Origin of the sequence: Neptuniibacter sp. UBA6509, from assembly GCA_002435145.1 — a bacterium.
In the GTDB taxonomy this organism is placed as follows: domain Bacteria; phylum Pseudomonadota; class Gammaproteobacteria; order Pseudomonadales; family Balneatricaceae; genus Neptuniibacter.
Window position 1 is genome coordinate 1 of sequence record DJLT01000031.1, and the last position, 15,051, is coordinate 15,051.

The 15,051-nt window shown below is 44.4% G+C and carries 12 protein-coding genes and 1 pseudogene; all 13 read right to left on the reverse strand.

The features are described 5' to 3' along the window. A pseudogene (secA, locus tag B4K11_RS03800) lies at window positions 1-414 on the reverse strand (preprotein translocase subunit SecA); the annotation flags it as partial. Window positions 415-602: 188 nt separating this feature from the next. Further along, window positions 603-1,517, reverse strand: coding sequence for a UDP-3-O-acyl-N-acetylglucosamine deacetylase (gene lpxC / locus B4K11_RS03805; RefSeq protein WP_292952755.1), 915 nt, complete (start codon window positions 1,515-1,517; stop codon window positions 603-605). A gap of 105 nt (window positions 1,518-1,622) precedes the next feature. Then, complete coding sequence (gene ftsZ / locus B4K11_RS03810; RefSeq protein WP_292952758.1) at window positions 1,623-2,795, reverse strand: cell division protein FtsZ; 1,173 nt, start codon at window positions 2,793-2,795, stop codon at window positions 1,623-1,625. A gap of 95 nt (window positions 2,796-2,890) precedes the next feature. Then, window positions 2,891-4,141 (reverse strand): cell division protein FtsA, encoded by a 1,251-nt coding sequence (gene ftsA, locus B4K11_RS03815; RefSeq protein ID WP_292952761.1) that lies wholly within the window; start codon window positions 4,139-4,141, stop codon window positions 2,891-2,893. A gap of 6 nt (window positions 4,142-4,147) precedes the next feature. Then, the gene (locus B4K11_RS03820) at window positions 4,148-5,020 is read right to left on the reverse strand and encodes a cell division protein FtsQ/DivIB (protein ID WP_292952764.1); all 873 of its coding nucleotides are present in this window, start codon (window positions 5,018-5,020) and stop codon (window positions 4,148-4,150) included. Further along, the gene (locus B4K11_RS03825) at window positions 5,020-5,967 is read right to left on the reverse strand and encodes a D-alanine--D-alanine ligase (protein WP_292952767.1); all 948 of its coding nucleotides are present in this window, start codon (window positions 5,965-5,967) and stop codon (window positions 5,020-5,022) included. Before B4K11_RS03825 ends, B4K11_RS03820 begins: the two co-directional genes overlap by 1 nt. 5 nt (window positions 5,968-5,972) lie before the next feature. Beyond that, window positions 5,973-7,412: a UDP-N-acetylmuramate--L-alanine ligase gene (gene murC, locus B4K11_RS03830; protein ID WP_292952770.1), complete on the reverse strand. Its 1,440-nt coding sequence runs from the start codon at window positions 7,410-7,412 to the stop codon at window positions 5,973-5,975. Next, entirely contained in the window at window positions 7,412-8,500 is a 1,089-nt protein-coding gene (murG, locus tag B4K11_RS03835; RefSeq protein WP_292952773.1) for an undecaprenyldiphospho-muramoylpentapeptide beta-N-acetylglucosaminyltransferase, read from the reverse strand. Before murG ends, murC begins: the two co-directional genes overlap by 1 nt. Beyond that, the gene (ftsW, locus tag B4K11_RS03840; RefSeq protein ID WP_292952799.1) at window positions 8,497-9,741 is read right to left on the reverse strand and encodes a putative lipid II flippase FtsW; all 1,245 of its coding nucleotides are present in this window, start codon (window positions 9,739-9,741) and stop codon (window positions 8,497-8,499) included. The genes murG and ftsW overlap by 4 nt, the downstream gene beginning before the upstream one ends. 5 nt (window positions 9,742-9,746) lie before the next feature. Then, on the reverse strand, window positions 9,747-11,099 hold the full coding sequence (murD, locus tag B4K11_RS03845) for a UDP-N-acetylmuramoyl-L-alanine--D-glutamate ligase (protein WP_292959244.1): 1,353 nt from the start codon (window positions 11,097-11,099) through the stop codon (window positions 9,747-9,749). Window positions 11,100-11,129: 30 nt separating this feature from the next. Further along, window positions 11,130-12,212 (reverse strand): phospho-N-acetylmuramoyl-pentapeptide-transferase, encoded by a 1,083-nt coding sequence (gene mraY / locus B4K11_RS03850; RefSeq protein WP_292952778.1) that lies wholly within the window; start codon window positions 12,210-12,212, stop codon window positions 11,130-11,132. 6 nt (window positions 12,213-12,218) lie between these two features. Next, window positions 12,219-13,586, reverse strand: a complete 1,368-nt coding sequence (locus tag B4K11_RS03855) for a UDP-N-acetylmuramoyl-tripeptide--D-alanyl-D-alanine ligase (protein WP_292952781.1) — start codon at window positions 13,584-13,586, stop codon at window positions 12,219-12,221. Then, complete coding sequence (locus B4K11_RS03860) at window positions 13,583-15,049, reverse strand: UDP-N-acetylmuramoyl-L-alanyl-D-glutamate--2,6-diaminopimelate ligase (protein ID WP_292952784.1); 1,467 nt, start codon at window positions 15,047-15,049, stop codon at window positions 13,583-13,585. The genes B4K11_RS03855 and B4K11_RS03860 overlap by 4 nt, the downstream gene beginning before the upstream one ends. Between the last annotated feature and the right edge of the window lie 2 nt (window positions 15,050-15,051).

The following is a 15,051-nucleotide window of genomic DNA, read 5'->3' on the forward strand; positions in this document are numbered from 1 at the left end:
ACGCTCGGCTAGATAATCATTCACCGTTACAACATGCACACCTAAACCGCTGAGTGCATTTAAGTAAACAGCTAAAGTCGCTACTAGCGTTTTACCTTCACCTGTACGCATCTCGGCCACTTTACCATCATGCAGGCTCATACCACCGATCATCTGAACATCGAAGTGGCGCATTCCCATCACGCGCTTAGATGCTTCACGTACCGCAGCAAATGCTTCCGGCAGGATTTGATCTAAACTGGCACCTTCATCAAGGCGCTGACGAAATTCAACCGTTTTAGCAGCTAACTCTTCATCTGTTAGCTTTTCCAAATCGACTTCTAACGCATTAATCGCTTTAACGATTTTACCCATACGTTTTAGTTCGCGATCATTTTTACTACCGAAAACTTTCTTTAACAGTCCTGTTAGCATGTCTCAACGTATACCTATGAAGTCTAAAACAACTCCTCGACCCATCTGGGGAGGACAAAATATTAACTCAGCATTCTACCTTTATTGGGGGCAGAAATTGAATCTAAAAGGGTAAATAAAAAAAACCTTATAAAAAAAGCAAAAAAAAGCCGAACATTTGAGTTCGGCTTTCTATAACTGTTTAAAAATCAAACAGCAAGCACAGGCTTCTGGTATGAAATCGGCGCACTTTCTTCATTATCTTCAAAAGTGACAACTTCCCATGCTTCTTCATTAGCAAGTAATTCACGAAGAAGACGGTTATTCAGATAGTGACCAGATTTATCTCCGTAAAACTCACCTATCAGGCTTTTGCCTAACAGATAAAGATCACCCACAGCATCCAGTACCTTATGTTTTACGAATTCATCATCGTAACGCAAACCGTCTTCATTAAGAATACGATAATCATCAACGACAATGGCATTATCAAAACTACCACCTAACGCTAAGTTTTGAGAACGTAAGTACTCATAATCACTCATAAAACCAAAAGTACGCGCTCGGCTAACTTCTTTTACAAAAGAGGTACTTGAGAAATCCAACGAAGATTCCATCTTACGCCCTTCAAAAGCGGGATGATCAAAATCGATTTTAAAACCGACTTTAAAACCATCGAACGGCTTAAACGTAGCAGATTTACCATCAGCTTCAACCGTTACTTCTTTTGTAATGCGAATAAACTCTTTAGCTGCACTCTGTTCTTCAAGGCCAGCGGACTGGATCAGAAAAACAAATGGCGCAGCACTGCCATCCATAATCGGCACTTCTTCTGCACTCAGCTCTACATAGGCGTTATCAATACCTAATCCAGCCATTGCCGAAAGCAAATGCTCAACAGTAGCTATACGTGCACCATCTTTCGCCAAGTTCGTAGACATTGTAGTGTCAGAAACGTTGTGCGCATGCGCCAAAATTTCTACAACAGGATCTAAATCTACACGACGAAAAACGATCCCCGTGTTAACAGGTGCCGGCTTTAGTGTCAGGTATACTTTTTGGCCTGTATGCAGACCAATACCTGTTGCTTTAATGCTGTTCTTTAATGTTCTCTGCTTAATCATGCCATCTGCCAAAAATAAAATGGGCCATACTACCGCGAGATATTATCAAAGAAATTGCCTTTTAGAAAGGCAAATAACCGTAGAGCGCCAACAAAAGGATAAAGCTTAATCCGCCTGTTTCCTCAGAAAAGTAGGAATATCTAAATAACCGGCCTCCCCTTCAGTACCTGTCTGCTGCATCACTTCATCAGCAATTTCAGCGGGTCCATCAAGCGCTTCGTTCTTTTTTCGACGTAAAACCGTTGGAAGATCAATCTCTTCAAGATTCAAACTTCCATCAACCTTTTTCATACCGTCCTGTACCGGGCGCACTAATTCTTCTGGTTTATCTAAGCCAGTAGCCACGACAGTAACTTTAAGTTCATCAGACATTTCAGGCTCGATAACGGTACCAATTACGATCGTCGCGTTTTCAGAGGCATACTCTTCAATCTGATTACCCACTTCTGTGAATTCGCCCAAGCTTAAATCCATACCTGCGGTGATATTAACAAGGATACCGCTCGCGCCACGTAGATCGACATTATCCAGGAGAGGACTTTTAATCGCTTTTTCAGCCGCTTCAGCAGCACGGTTTTCACCTTGCGCGCCACCCGTCCCCATCATAGCCATACCCATTTCAGACATAACGGTGCGAACATCGGCAAAATCCACGTTGATCATACCTGGACGGGTAATCAGATCGGAAATACCTTGAACAGCCCCTCTAAGTACATCATTTGCTGATTCAAAAGCATTAAGTAAGCTACAATTACGCCCTAAAACCTGCATTAATTTTTCATTAGGAATGATAATTAAGGAGTCAACGCTTTCACGTAGCTCTTTAATGCCATCAGCAGCAATCGTCATACGCTTGCGGCCTTCAAAAGGAAATGGTTTTGTCACAACAGCAACCGTTAATATCCCCATTTCTTTAGCCACTTCGGCAACGATAGGTGCAGCACCGGTACCCGTTCCGCCTCCCATGCCCGCTGTAATAAAGACCATATCAGCACCTTTCAGCATTTCACCGATACGATCCCGATCTTCCATTGCCGCTTGACGACCTACCTCCGGATTCGCGCCGGCCCCTAGGCCTTTTGTTAACGCATTACCGAGTTGAATGACTGTTTGAGAAGACATTGAAGAAAGCGCCTGAGCATCTGTATTTGCACAAACAAACTCAACCCCTTCAAGATCACCACTTTCCATGTGTTTAACAGCGTTTCCGCCTCCGCCGCCTACACCAATCACTTTGATTACTGCATTCTGTGGAACGCTATCTAACAGTTCAAACATTGTTAGCTCCTTTAGTGCGTAACTCAGCACTATCCCCTAATGAGCTGCTAATAATGTCAGCAGCTTAAAACATTAAAATTCAATACAGAAAAAGCTTAATAATTACTTTTAAACCAAGCCTTCATCTTTTCTAATACGCTCATCTGCGCTACAACAGGCACCAACTCTTGGCCTGATGATTCAGCGCTACCACCTACATGGTCATGTTGCGCGTATTGCAGCAACCCCATCCCTGTCGCGTAAACAGGGCTACCTAAAATATCTTCCATCCCTCTAGCACCATGCGGCGTCGCCAAACGAACAGGCATATGAAATATCTCTTCTGCAAGTTCAATAGCACCTTCCATTTTGGATGTACCACCCGTCAGCACGACTCCCGCAGCCACAAGATCTTCAAAGCCACTTCGTCTAAGTTCAGCTTGGATCAAGCTAAATAACTCCTCGTAACGAGGTTCAACAACTTCAGCCAACGCTTGTCGTGATAGATCTCTGGCAGGACGATCACCAACACCCGGCACTTTAACGGTTTCATTTCCCGCCGCTAACTGAGCAAGTGCACAGGCGTACTTGATCTTAATCTCTTCAGCATGCTGTGTCGGAGTACGCAACGCCATCGCTATATCATTAGTTACCTGATCACCCGCAATCGGAATCACAGCAGTATGTCTGATAGAGCCTCCAGTAAATATTGAGATATCAGAGGTTCCACCACCAATATCCACCATACATACCCCTAGCTCTTTCTCATCTTCGGTTAACACCGAATAACTAGAGGCCAACTGTTCAAGCACTAAACCATCAACTTCTAAGCCACAACGCCTAACACATTTTTCAATATTCTGTGCGGCATTAACGGAGCCTGTCACTAGATGAACTTTGGCTTCTAAACGAACCCCGGACATTCCCAAAGGCTCTTTAATGCCTTCCGAACTATCGATCTCATACTCTTGAGGCAATATATGTAGAATTTTCTGATCTGCAGGTATGGCTACCGCCCTAGCTGCATCAATAACACGATCCAAATCATAATCAGTCACTTCCCGATCACGAACTGCGACAATCCCGTGTGAATTCAGGCTGTTAATATGGCTACCAGCAATACCGACAGTAACTGAATGAATTTTACAGCCCGCCATCAATTCCGCTTCTTCGACTGCACGCTGTATAGAACTCACGGTAGATTCAATATTAACAACAACGCCTTTTTTAAGGCCTCTTGAAGGGTGTGAACCTATACCAATTATTTCGATGGTTCCATCAATACCAATCTCACCAACAAGGCATAACACCTTCGATGTACCGATATCCAAAGCAACAATCATATTGTTATCCATCGAACCACTCATTCTGTTTTACCCTGCTGCTGCATCTTTTTCATCGCTTGGCTTTTCTCGCCACTTAACCGCTACACCATGGGTATAACGAATATCTATTTCTTCTATCTCATCAGCTTGTTCAGATAACCTCAGCCGATAAAGATCCAAAAACCGCCCTAGACGCTCATTTACTGCTTCACGCCCTACAACCACCTTAATATGATTATCAAGCTCTAGGGTCCAAGCCCCTCTTGCTTCTAAATTAAGACTGACAACATTCAAGTCGATACTTCTTAAAATCTGGTTCAAATCATGAAACTGCGACATCACTCTTTCAGTTTCAGGAGCAGGCCCACTTAATCGAGGAAGCGAACGATACACCTCTTTTAATTCGGGCCAAAAAATATCGCCCTCATGATTGAGCAAACCTCGCTCCCCCCAACGTGCAACCGGCACTTCTTCTTCAACCATAACAATTAGAGTGTTTGGCCAGTCACGTTCTATCGCGGCAACCCTAACCCAAGGGTGCTCACTCACCAGCTCTCTAATCGTCTTTAGATCTGTACCTAATGTACCTGCAGTTAAACCCGCACCGATATCCTCAGCTAAACTTAGTCGGTCTAAATGCTGGACAGTTCCATGCACAACCACATTCTCTACAGGGCGGTCTAGCCACTGCCATAAACTGCTTCCGGCCATACTCATAATGCCGACAAACATCATCAGTGAGGAGAGCGTCCAAAAAGGCTTCCACCACCAATCAGGCTCACCTTTTTCTCTCACTTCACTCTGTTGAGGCGCGTCAACAATAGGGTCACGACTTGCTCCGCGCGGCGTAACCTCAGCCTCTAACTCTTCGCTTTCGACAGTTTCATTTCTTGACCGAAAAAAGCGAAACACACTCATCATCAACTTGCCGTCTTCAATATTTCAACTACAAGCTGTTCAAAAGAGATCCCTTTTTGCTTTGCAGCCATTGGAACTAAGCTATGATCCGTCATACCTGGCGCCGTATTCACTTCAAGAAGCTGGAACTCTCCATGCTCATCTTGCATGACATCAACACGCCCCCAACCTTCACAGCCAACGGCAGAAAAGGCTTTCTCAGCTAATGAGCGTAACTCCTGATCCTTTTCCTCACTCAAACCGTGATCAAAGCGATACTCTGTATCATTAGCTACATATTTAGCATCAAAGTCATAAAACTCATGATTAGTGACTAATAGAATTGGTGGCAGCGCTTCGCCATCTAAAACAGCTACCGTAAATTCATTACCGCTCATCCAACGCTCTACAATCACAGTTCTATCAAACTGTTCAGCCGTTTTAAGCGCCCTGCTTAACTCCTCTTGAGTCTCTACCTTGCTCATACCAATGCTGGAACCTTCATGAGCGGGCTTAACAATCATCGGAGAGCCTAGACGTGATACGGCCTCTTCTAGATCGCTAGTTTGATCACATACAGCAAAAGGAGGAGTAGGCAAACCTGCACCCAGCCATAACTGCTTAGTTCTTAGCTTATCCATTCCGATGGCGGATGCAGCGACACGACTTCCCGTATAAGGTTTCCCCAACATCTCTAATGCGCCTTGCAGAGTTCCATCTTCACCACCCGGACCATGAAGAATAAGAAAAGCGCGATCAAAGCTCTCCTCTTGTAACTGCCGCAATGGCTCTAATGCTGCTGATTCGCCGTATAAATCGATCCCAAATGCATCAACCCCAGCTCTATGTAGGCCAGAAAGCACTGCCGTTCCACTTTTTAGAGACACCTCTCTTTCAGAGGAGTTTCCGCCATAAATAACAGCCACTCGACCAAATCTGTCTTTAAGCTGCGAATCAACCTTAAAACTCATCGACATCAACCCTCGGACACCAAAGACAATTGTTTCAAAAGATGTGCTAAAGCGGTGATATCACCAGCCCCCTGCGTAAGAAGCAGATCACCGGGCTGTAAAATATCTTTTAAAACATCCGCTACTAAATCCTTATCACTGACAAACACAGGATCAACTCGACCACGTTGGCGAATACTTCTACATAAACTTCGACTATCAGCACCCGCTATAGGCTCTTCACCTGCGGCATAGACTTCCAATAAAAGCAGCACATCGACATCTGATAGAACTTCTACAAAATCTTCATACAGATCTCGTGTACGGCTATATCGGTGTGGCTGATTAATCATGACCAAGCGCTTATCTGGCCAGCCTTCACGTATTGCAGTGACAACAGCATTAACTTCACGGGGATGATGACCGTAGTCATCTACTAGCATCGCATGACCTCCTTCGACGGGGATATCACCCAACACTTGGAAGCGACGCCCAACTCCCTCAAACTGTTCCAAGGCACGACAAATAGCTTCATCAGAAATACCTTCATCTGAAGCAACCGCAATAGTCGCCAGTGCATTCAACATATTGTGATGACCTGGCATGTTCAAAGAAACGTCTAGGTCGGCAAATCCATCAGGGCGCTTAACTGTAAATCGAGTACACATACCTTCTTGACGGATATTCTCTGCCCGATAATCTGCATCGTCGGAAACACCGTAAGTTAAAATAGGACGGCTAACATCTGGAAGTATTTCACGTACTACGGGGTCATCCACACACATAACCGCTAATCCGTAAAACGGAAGGTTATGTAAAAACTCAATAAACGTTTTCTTTAGTACGGAGAAATCATTACCGTATGTTTCCATATGGTCTGCATCAATATTGGTCACAATTGAGACCATGGGCTGCAGATGAAGGAAAGAGGCATCACTTTCGTCTGCTTCAGCAACTAGATAACGGCTTGTCCCCATTTTTGCATTAGTACCCGCACTGTTTAAGCGACCGCCAATTACAAACGTTGGGTCTAACTCTCCTTCAGCAAAAATCGAGGCTAACAGGCTTGTAGTGGTTGTTTTACCATGTGTCCCCGCCACGGCAATACCATGACGATAGCGCATTAACTCAGCCAACATTTCTGCACGACGAACAATAGGTATTCGTTGCTCTCTAGCCGCTTTTACTTCTGGATTTTCTTCATTGACGGCAGTAGATACAACGACAACATCAACCCCAGACACATTGCTCTCTTCGTGCCCAATAAAGATGCTCATGCCTAATCCTTCTAAGCGCTGAGTCGTCGCAGAGCTTTTCAGATCAGATCCTGATATTTTGTAACCTTGGTTCAGCAAAACCTCAGCGATTCCACACATACCTACACCGCCAATGCCGATAAAGTGTATACGGCTAATTCGGCGCATTTCAGGTATTTCAAAACGAGTAAAAGCTTTTTGCTGTTTCATTATTTCATTGCCTCAATGCAAATAGTAGCCACTCTTTCACTTGCTTCAGGTTGCCCAAGTAAACAGGCTTTATTTGCCATATCCATCAACTTTTCGCGTTGATTTAATTGATCAGTAAGTAACTGCTTAAGTACGGTCTTAGTTAGATCCCGCTGCTGTACAACAATCGCAGCACCATGATCAGCTAAAAACGCTGCATTTTTAGTTTGATGATCATCGACTGCGTAAGGGTACGGAATAAGGACGGATGCAACGCCAGCAATGCTCAATTCACTTACCGTCAACGCTCCCGCGCGACATAACACTACATCAGCCCACGCATACGCACTGTCCATTCCATCAATAAAAGGAACAACTTTGCACCCTTCGACACCCAGCTCTTTATAACGAGCTAAGGTCTCATCTATATTCCGTTTACCAGCCTGATGCCATACTTCAGGGCGTTCATCTACCGGCATTTCTGACAACACTTCAGGTAACAAATCATTGATCGCTTTAGCGCCTAAGCTACCACCAACAACTAGCAAACGTATTTTCCCACTACGTCCCTGCAACCTATCGTTAGGCTTATCCATTGTAAGAATGGAACCTCGCACGGGATTACCAACCGACTCGGTTTTCAACCCTACGGGGAAAGCGTTATTAAAAGCTTCCAGCACGCTATTTGCTAACTTAGATAACGCCTTATTGGTCATCCCAGCTACGGCATTTTGCTCATGTATAATCAACGGTTTACGTAATAACCAAGCAGCCAATCCTCCAGGGCCCGAAGCAAAGCCTCCCATCCCTAAAACAACATCCGGATTTACCGCTCTAAGCACTTTCAAAGCCTGCCACAATGCCAATAAAAGTTTAAACGGAGCTAATAAAAGACTAAGTTTCCCCTTGCCTCGTAACCCTCTAACGTCTATCGCATGTAACTTAATACCCGCCGCAGGTACTAAATCAGCTTCAATACCATGTCGAGAGCCCAGCCATTCGATATGAACACCTTGCTCTTGCATCTTTTCAGCGGTCGCCAGTGCAGGGAAAACATGCCCGCCTGTTCCACCAGCCATCACTAAAGCAACCTTTTTGGGGGTACTCATATCTGTACCTCCTGATGCGAATTGGACGATTGCTTGGAAGTCACTTTATTTTTTGAGCTTTTTGAACCTTTTGCTTTATCCACACTAAATGCACTTCGTTTCAATTCGTAATCTACTCTTAGAATGACAGCCAACATCGCACAACTAACCAACAAACTACTACCGCCATAACTCACAAGCGGAAGGGTTAACCCTTTTGTGGGAAGTGCACCGACATTCACACCAATATTTATTAAAGCCTGAGCGGCAAAAATGATTCCGAAACCATAGCAAATATATGCGCTAAAAAAGGACTTAACCTTTTCAGCACGACGACCTATTCGGAAAATATTCACAATCAATATTGCGTACAAAACGATTAACACCGCAGCACCTACGAAGCCTAGCTCTTCAGCTAAAACCGAAAATACAAAATCGGTATGCGCTTCAGGAAGATAAAAAAGTTTTTGCACACTATTTCCTAGCCCTGTACCAAACCAATCACCACGTCCAAACGCTATTTGAGCCTGCGATAACTGATAGCCTGTACCAAAAGGGTCAGACCACGGATCTAGAAAACTCTGTAAACGAGCAACTCGGTATGGCTGTAAACCAACAACCGCCACCAACAGTCCAATTACGCTAGTAATGACCATCAAAAACTGAGAAAAGCGCATGCCGCCTAAAAAAATCATGCCCATGACAGTTCCCATAAGAACAACAAGAGCTCCAAAATCTGGCTCAAAATAAAGCAATATACAAAAAATGCCTAATGGCAGCGCCGGCTTAGCAATTCCTTTCCAGCTGCTTCTGACCTCATGTAAACGTCGAACAAGATAGCCGCCCATGTACATGACCATACAAAACTTAGCGACTTCAGATGCTTGTAAATTTAATGGCCCTAATGGCAACCAACGATGACTACCATTCACGCCTTTACCTACACCTGGTATTAAGACCAAGATCAATAAAAAACCAGCAGCCATCATCCACCAATGGCCCGTTTTTTCCCAAAACCTAATCGGTATATTCCAAACAACCACTGCAGCAATTACAGCAATCACAATAAAAACAGCCTGACGAATCACATAAAAATAAGGGGTTCCATTATTTTCCATTGCAACATCAAGCGAGGCCGAGCTAATCATCACAAATCCGATAAGGATTAAAGTAAATGCACAACACAATACCCATGGATCAAAAGGCAATACACTACCGGAGCTTCGCGGTTGCATATTGATAAATGAAAGGGATTGAGTCATGGCCATTACAGGGCCTCCACCACATCAATAAACGCATCACCCCGAGCAGGAAAGCCACTAAACATATCGAAACTAGCACAAGCAGGCGATAACAAAACGATATCTCCCTCGTGAGCGGATTGAGCTGCCTTTTCTACAGCTTCCTGCATCGTTTCGGCAGACGCTTTATCTATATCACCACATGAGCTGGCTAGTTTCTCACCATCTTCGCCTATATAAACAACACAACGACCATAGCGCTGTAACGGCTGAGCCAGTTCTGCAAACTCTGCACCTTTGCCTACACCGCCGGCAATTAAAACAATACGCTGATTTTCAGACAGCGTTTCCCCTAACCCATTTAGCGCAGCTACAGTCGCGCCTACATTGGTTCCTTTAGAGTCATTGAAATAACTAACTTTGTCCTTTTCACAAACCCATTGGCAGCGATGCTTAAGCCCCCCAAAAGCTTGCAGGGCATCAAGCATCGCGTGCATAGGTAAACCTGCCGATTTCCCTAATGCTAAAGCTGACAACGCATTCGCCACATTATGACTACCACGGATTTTTAAAGCAGAAACAGGAATTAACTTGTCAAATTCAAACCCTAACCAAGGCTCGCCTTTCTCTTCAATCAAGCCAAAGAGTTTAAAATCCGGTTTACCTAAATGATAAGACAATGTCTCGACACTTTTCGGCATTAAAGGTGCAGTTAGAGCATCATCACGATTAATTACAACATGTTTCGCACCTCGGAAAATTCGGTGCTTAGCCTGATAATACCTCTTCATCTCGTTATCATAACGATCCAAATGATCGGGGCTCACATTAAGTACCGTTGCAACTTCGGCACGTAGATCATTGGTCGTTTCCAGCTGAAAACTAGAAAGCTCCATTACATAAAGATCTTTCTCAGGCTGAGTTAACATCTCCAGTACGGGCGTACCTATATTTCCACAAACCCCTACATCTAAACCAGCAGCCTTAGCCATTGCGCCCACAAGCGTCGTGACAGTGCTTTTAGCATTAGATCCTGTAATCGCAATAATAGGAGCGCTGATCTCACGGCAAAAAAGATCAATATCTCCACTCAACTTCACACCCGCAGCAACAGCGGCTTGTATTGCGGGATCACTTTGCGCCACGCCTGGGCTAAGATAGATCTCTGTCGCTCGACAAAGAAATTCGCTATCAAAGGGACCACAATGCAGATCAACCTCAGGAAACTCTCCCAATAACTGCTCATAACCCGGTGGGTTTTGCCGACTATCCACAACCGCAAACGAAAAACCATGGCTTGCCAAATACCGCGCACACGCCAGTCCGGTTTGCCCTAAACCGATTACGACTTTAAAACTATCACTGGCGATCAAACCCATTTTTTAACCTGACTACTATTTATCTTACAATTATCGAATTTTCAGAGAAGCTAAGCCGATTAACACCAACACAACGGTAATAATCCAAAAACGTACAATTACTCGCGGTTCTGGCCAGCCTTTAAGCTCAAAATGATGATGCAACGGTGCCATTCTGAAAATCCGCCGTCCGGTCAACTTAAATGAAGCAACCTGCAATATTACAGATACTGTTTCCGCAACAAACACACCGCCCATAATAAACAGCACAAATTCTTGCCTTACGATAACCGCAATAACACCAAGAGCAGCCCCTAAAGACAATGCACCAACATCCCCCATGAATACCTGCGCTGGGTATGTGTTAAACCATAAGAAACCTAATCCTGCTCCCACGATCGCACCGCAGAAGATGATCAATTCACCTGAACCCGGGATATATGGAATTAACAAATAGTCTGCAAATTTCACGTTACCTGATAGATAAGCAAAAACACCGAGAGCCCCTGCAACTAAAACAGTCGGCAATATTGCCAAACCATCTAGACCATCCGTTAAGTTCACCGCATTGGAACTACCTACAATCACAAAATAGGTAAAAACAACAAAAAAGATGCCCAGCTCAATAGAGACATCCTTCAAGAAAGGAATGAGCAGTGATGTTTCAGCAGGGGTTGTCGCTACCGCATACAAAACAATAGCTGCACCAATACCACCAACCGATTGCCATAAATACTTCCATTTAGCAGGCAGACCACGTGGGTTTTTCTCGACCACTTTCCGATAATCATCAACCCAGCCAACCGCACCAAAAATCAACGTAACGATTAACGTAATCCATACGTAGATGTTTGTTAGATCGCTCCACAACAAGGTACTGATAGCAATCGCCACAAGAATAAGCGCACCGCCCATTGTTGGCGTCCCCGCTTTACTCAGATGGCTTTGTGGGCCATCATCACGTACCGCCTGACCAATTTGATTACTGCGCAACTTATTAATGAAATAAGGCCCAACAAATAAAGAAATCAACAAGGCAGTTAACACCCCGAAAATCCCTCTTAAAGTCAGATACTGAAACACAGCGAAACCGCTGTAATACTCAGATAAAAATTCAGCTATCAGTGGTAGCATTGCTCTTTAATCCCCTTCAGACAGGCTTTTAACAACCTGTTCCATAGCTGCACTGCGAGAGCCTTTAATCAGGATGTTAACACCCTGAACAGCGGCCTCATTCAATGCGGCAGTTAAGTCTTCTTGTGTATTGAAATATCTACCACGACCTTGTGCATCGGCATTAAATGCCGAAACAGAGTGCCGGGACAGCGCGCCAGTTGCCCAAAGGCTTCCAACCCCCTTCTGCGCCGCCCGACAACCTACCCTTTTATGCTGTTCGGCAGCATCTGCTCCCAACTCAGCCATATCGCCTAAAACCAAAATTGATTCACCTGACAAACTCACTAACAGATCTATCGCAGCATTAACTGATCCGGGGTTTGCGTTATAGCTATCATCGATAACCAGAGCGCCGTTCTTACTCTTAGACGGAAACATACGCCCTGGTACAGCGGCAAAGCCCTTAAGTCCAGATGCTATCTCCTCTAAAGATAATCCTTGAGAACTAACTGCAGCAGCAGCGGCAAGCGCATTTGCTACATTGTGCTGCCCCATCACTCCTAGCTGTACACAAATAGATTCATTTCCATAATTCATTGAAAACGAATAGCAGCCATTTTCTGCCGCTTTAATATCTGAAGCATATAGATCAGCCGATGATGACTGAGTTGAAAAAGTGATACGTTTATTATCTTTTGTTTTTTCCAGCCAAAAGTCGGCAAACTGATCATCAGCATTAATAATCGCATAGCCATTACTACGATGAAGCTGTGAGAATATTTCAGCTTTAGCTTCCGCTACGCCCTGCAAAGAACCAAAGCCCTCTAAGTGCGCACCCATCGCGTTATTCAAAATAGCAACATCAGGATTTGAGATAGCGGTGGTGTAAGCAATTTCACCACCCGCGCTCGCCCCTTGCTCAATTACAGCCACTTGATGCTCATCATTCAAAGAAAAGAGAGTTAAAGGTACGCCTATATCATTATTGAAGTTGCCTTTAGTCGCTAATACCTTAGCCCCTTGAGACAAAATACTATTCAGCATCTCTTTAACAGTGGTTTTACCACTACTCCCTGTCACCGCATAAACGGGACCGGTAAATCTCTGACGGTTAGCCTGCGCTATCTGTCCAAGTGCTCTGTGGGTATCTTCGACAACCCATTGAGCAACATCCATATCCAAAGTTCGCGAAACAACGACAGCCACCGCACCTTTTTCTACCGCTTGCTCAATAAACTTGTGCCCATCAAAATTAGGACCGATTAACGCTACAAATAGATCGCCCTCTCGAATAGTTCGTGTATCTGTGCTGACATTAATAAAAGAGGTATTGCACGTTACTTCTCCGCCAAATAGCTCCTGAAGCTGCTGCAAAGTCCAGTGCCCAATCATGCCGCCACCCCCAAAATTTTGCGGGTAACAACTAAATCACTGAATGGATGACGTACCCCATTAATTTCCTGATAATCCTCATGCCCTTTACCAGCAATTAACACAACATCCTCAGGAGACGCCTGAAGAATTGCCAAACGGATAGCTTCAGCACGATCAGACTCTATTTCCGGTGTATGCTGACTGATGCCACCTTTAATCATATGAATAATTTGCTCAGGCTGTTCACTACGAGGGTTATCACTGGTCACCACAAGGTGATCTGCAAATTTGTCTGCTATCCCACCCATTAGCTCTCTTTTACCAACATCTCGATCACCGCCACAGCCAAATACACACCAAAGAGTACCCGCTGTATGAGCACGTACCGCCTGTAGTGCTTTTTCTAAGGCATCAGGTGTATGTGCGTAATCTATAATCACAAGAGGTTTATCCGCTACTACAACCGTTTGCATACGACCAGGAACTGATTCTAATTTTGACAATGCATTAACCACATCACTACGACTGAAGCCTTGCTCTATAAGAACAGCAATCACAAGAAGCAAATTATCCAGATTGAATTCCCCGATCAGCTTACTGCAAAACGAAAAACCACCCTCTGCCATCTTCAGTTCAGCCTCAATACCATGCAACGCTAATCGATAAGCAGCTAAACGATAATCACCTTGCGTACGACCTACAGAGACCTTTTGACCTTGAACCGCATTATCAGCCATCAACTGACGACCAAAGGCATCATCTGTATTTAAAATTGCTTTTTTCAATGAAAAGCCACAAAACAGTTTTGCCTTGGCTGCACCGTAAGCATCCATAGAATCATGATAATCAAGATGATCTCGGCTAAGGTTCGTTAACAAGGCATAATCAAAATCAACCGCTGAAACACGCCCCTGCTCCAAAGCGTGACTAGAGACTTCCATCACAACTGCAGCGGCACCCTCAGCCTTTAATTCAGCAAACAATTTCTGCAAACCGATTGCATCGGGTGTAGTGTGTGAAGATTCTTTGAGTTCTCCTGGAAACCCGTTACCTACCGTTCCAATAATGGCGGTTTTCAGATCTAACATATTCATTGCTTGCGCAGTAAAATGTGCGCATGATGTTTTGCCGTTTGTTCCGGTAATACCAATGACTGTTAAATCCTGACTTGGATTATCATAAAAACGAGAAGCGATTACCCCTATGTGCTCAACCAAACCTGGCACAGCAATCACCAGCACATCCACATCAGGACAATCAACCATTTCATGACTATCTAAGAGAATAGCAACAGCACCAGCAGTCGCTGCAGCTGCAACAAAATCGATACCTTTATACTGCAACCCAGAACGTGCAATGAACAACATACCGGGTTTAACTTCGCGGCTATCCTGAGAAATACCAGACACAGTAAGATCGGCGTAGGTAGTATCTACCCACTCCGGAACGATCTCTGCTAGTGTCTTTTTAAATTTCAGCATCT

Coding starts and splice junctions, on each gene's coding strand:
- lpxC (WP_292952755.1), bottom strand. CDS start 1,517: ATGATTAAGCAGAGAACATTAAAGAACAGCATTAAAGCAACAGGTATT.
- ftsZ (WP_292952758.1), bottom strand. CDS start 2,795: ATGTTTGAACTGTTAGATAGCGTTCCACAGAATGCAGTAATCAAAGTG.
- ftsA (WP_292952761.1), bottom strand. CDS start 4,141: ATGAGTGGTTCGATGGATAACAATATGATTGTTGCTTTGGATATCGGT.
- B4K11_RS03820 (WP_292952764.1), bottom strand. CDS start 5,020: ATGATGAGTGTGTTTCGCTTTTTTCGGTCAAGAAATGAAACTGTCGAA.
- B4K11_RS03825 (WP_292952767.1), bottom strand. CDS start 5,967: ATGAGTTTTAAGGTTGATTCGCAGCTTAAAGACAGATTTGGTCGAGTG.
- murC (WP_292952770.1), bottom strand. CDS start 7,412: ATGAAACAGCAAAAAGCTTTTACTCGTTTTGAAATACCTGAAATGCGC.
- murG (WP_292952773.1), bottom strand. CDS start 8,500: ATGAGTACCCCCAAAAAGGTTGCTTTAGTGATGGCTGGTGGAACAGGC.
- ftsW (WP_292952799.1), bottom strand. CDS start 9,741: ATGACTCAATCCCTTTCATTTATCAATATGCAACCGCGAAGCTCCGGT.
- murD (WP_292959244.1), bottom strand. CDS start 11,099: ATGGGTTTGATCGCCAGTGATAGTTTTAAAGTCGTAATCGGTTTAGGG.
- mraY (WP_292952778.1), bottom strand. CDS start 12,212: ATGCTACCACTGATAGCTGAATTTTTATCTGAGTATTACAGCGGTTTC.
- B4K11_RS03855 (WP_292952781.1), bottom strand. CDS start 13,586: ATGATTGGGCACTGGACTTTGCAGCAGCTTCAGGAGCTATTTGGCGGA.
- B4K11_RS03860 (WP_292952784.1), bottom strand. CDS start 15,049: ATGCTGAAATTTAAAAAGACACTAGCAGAGATCGTTCCGGAGTGGGTA.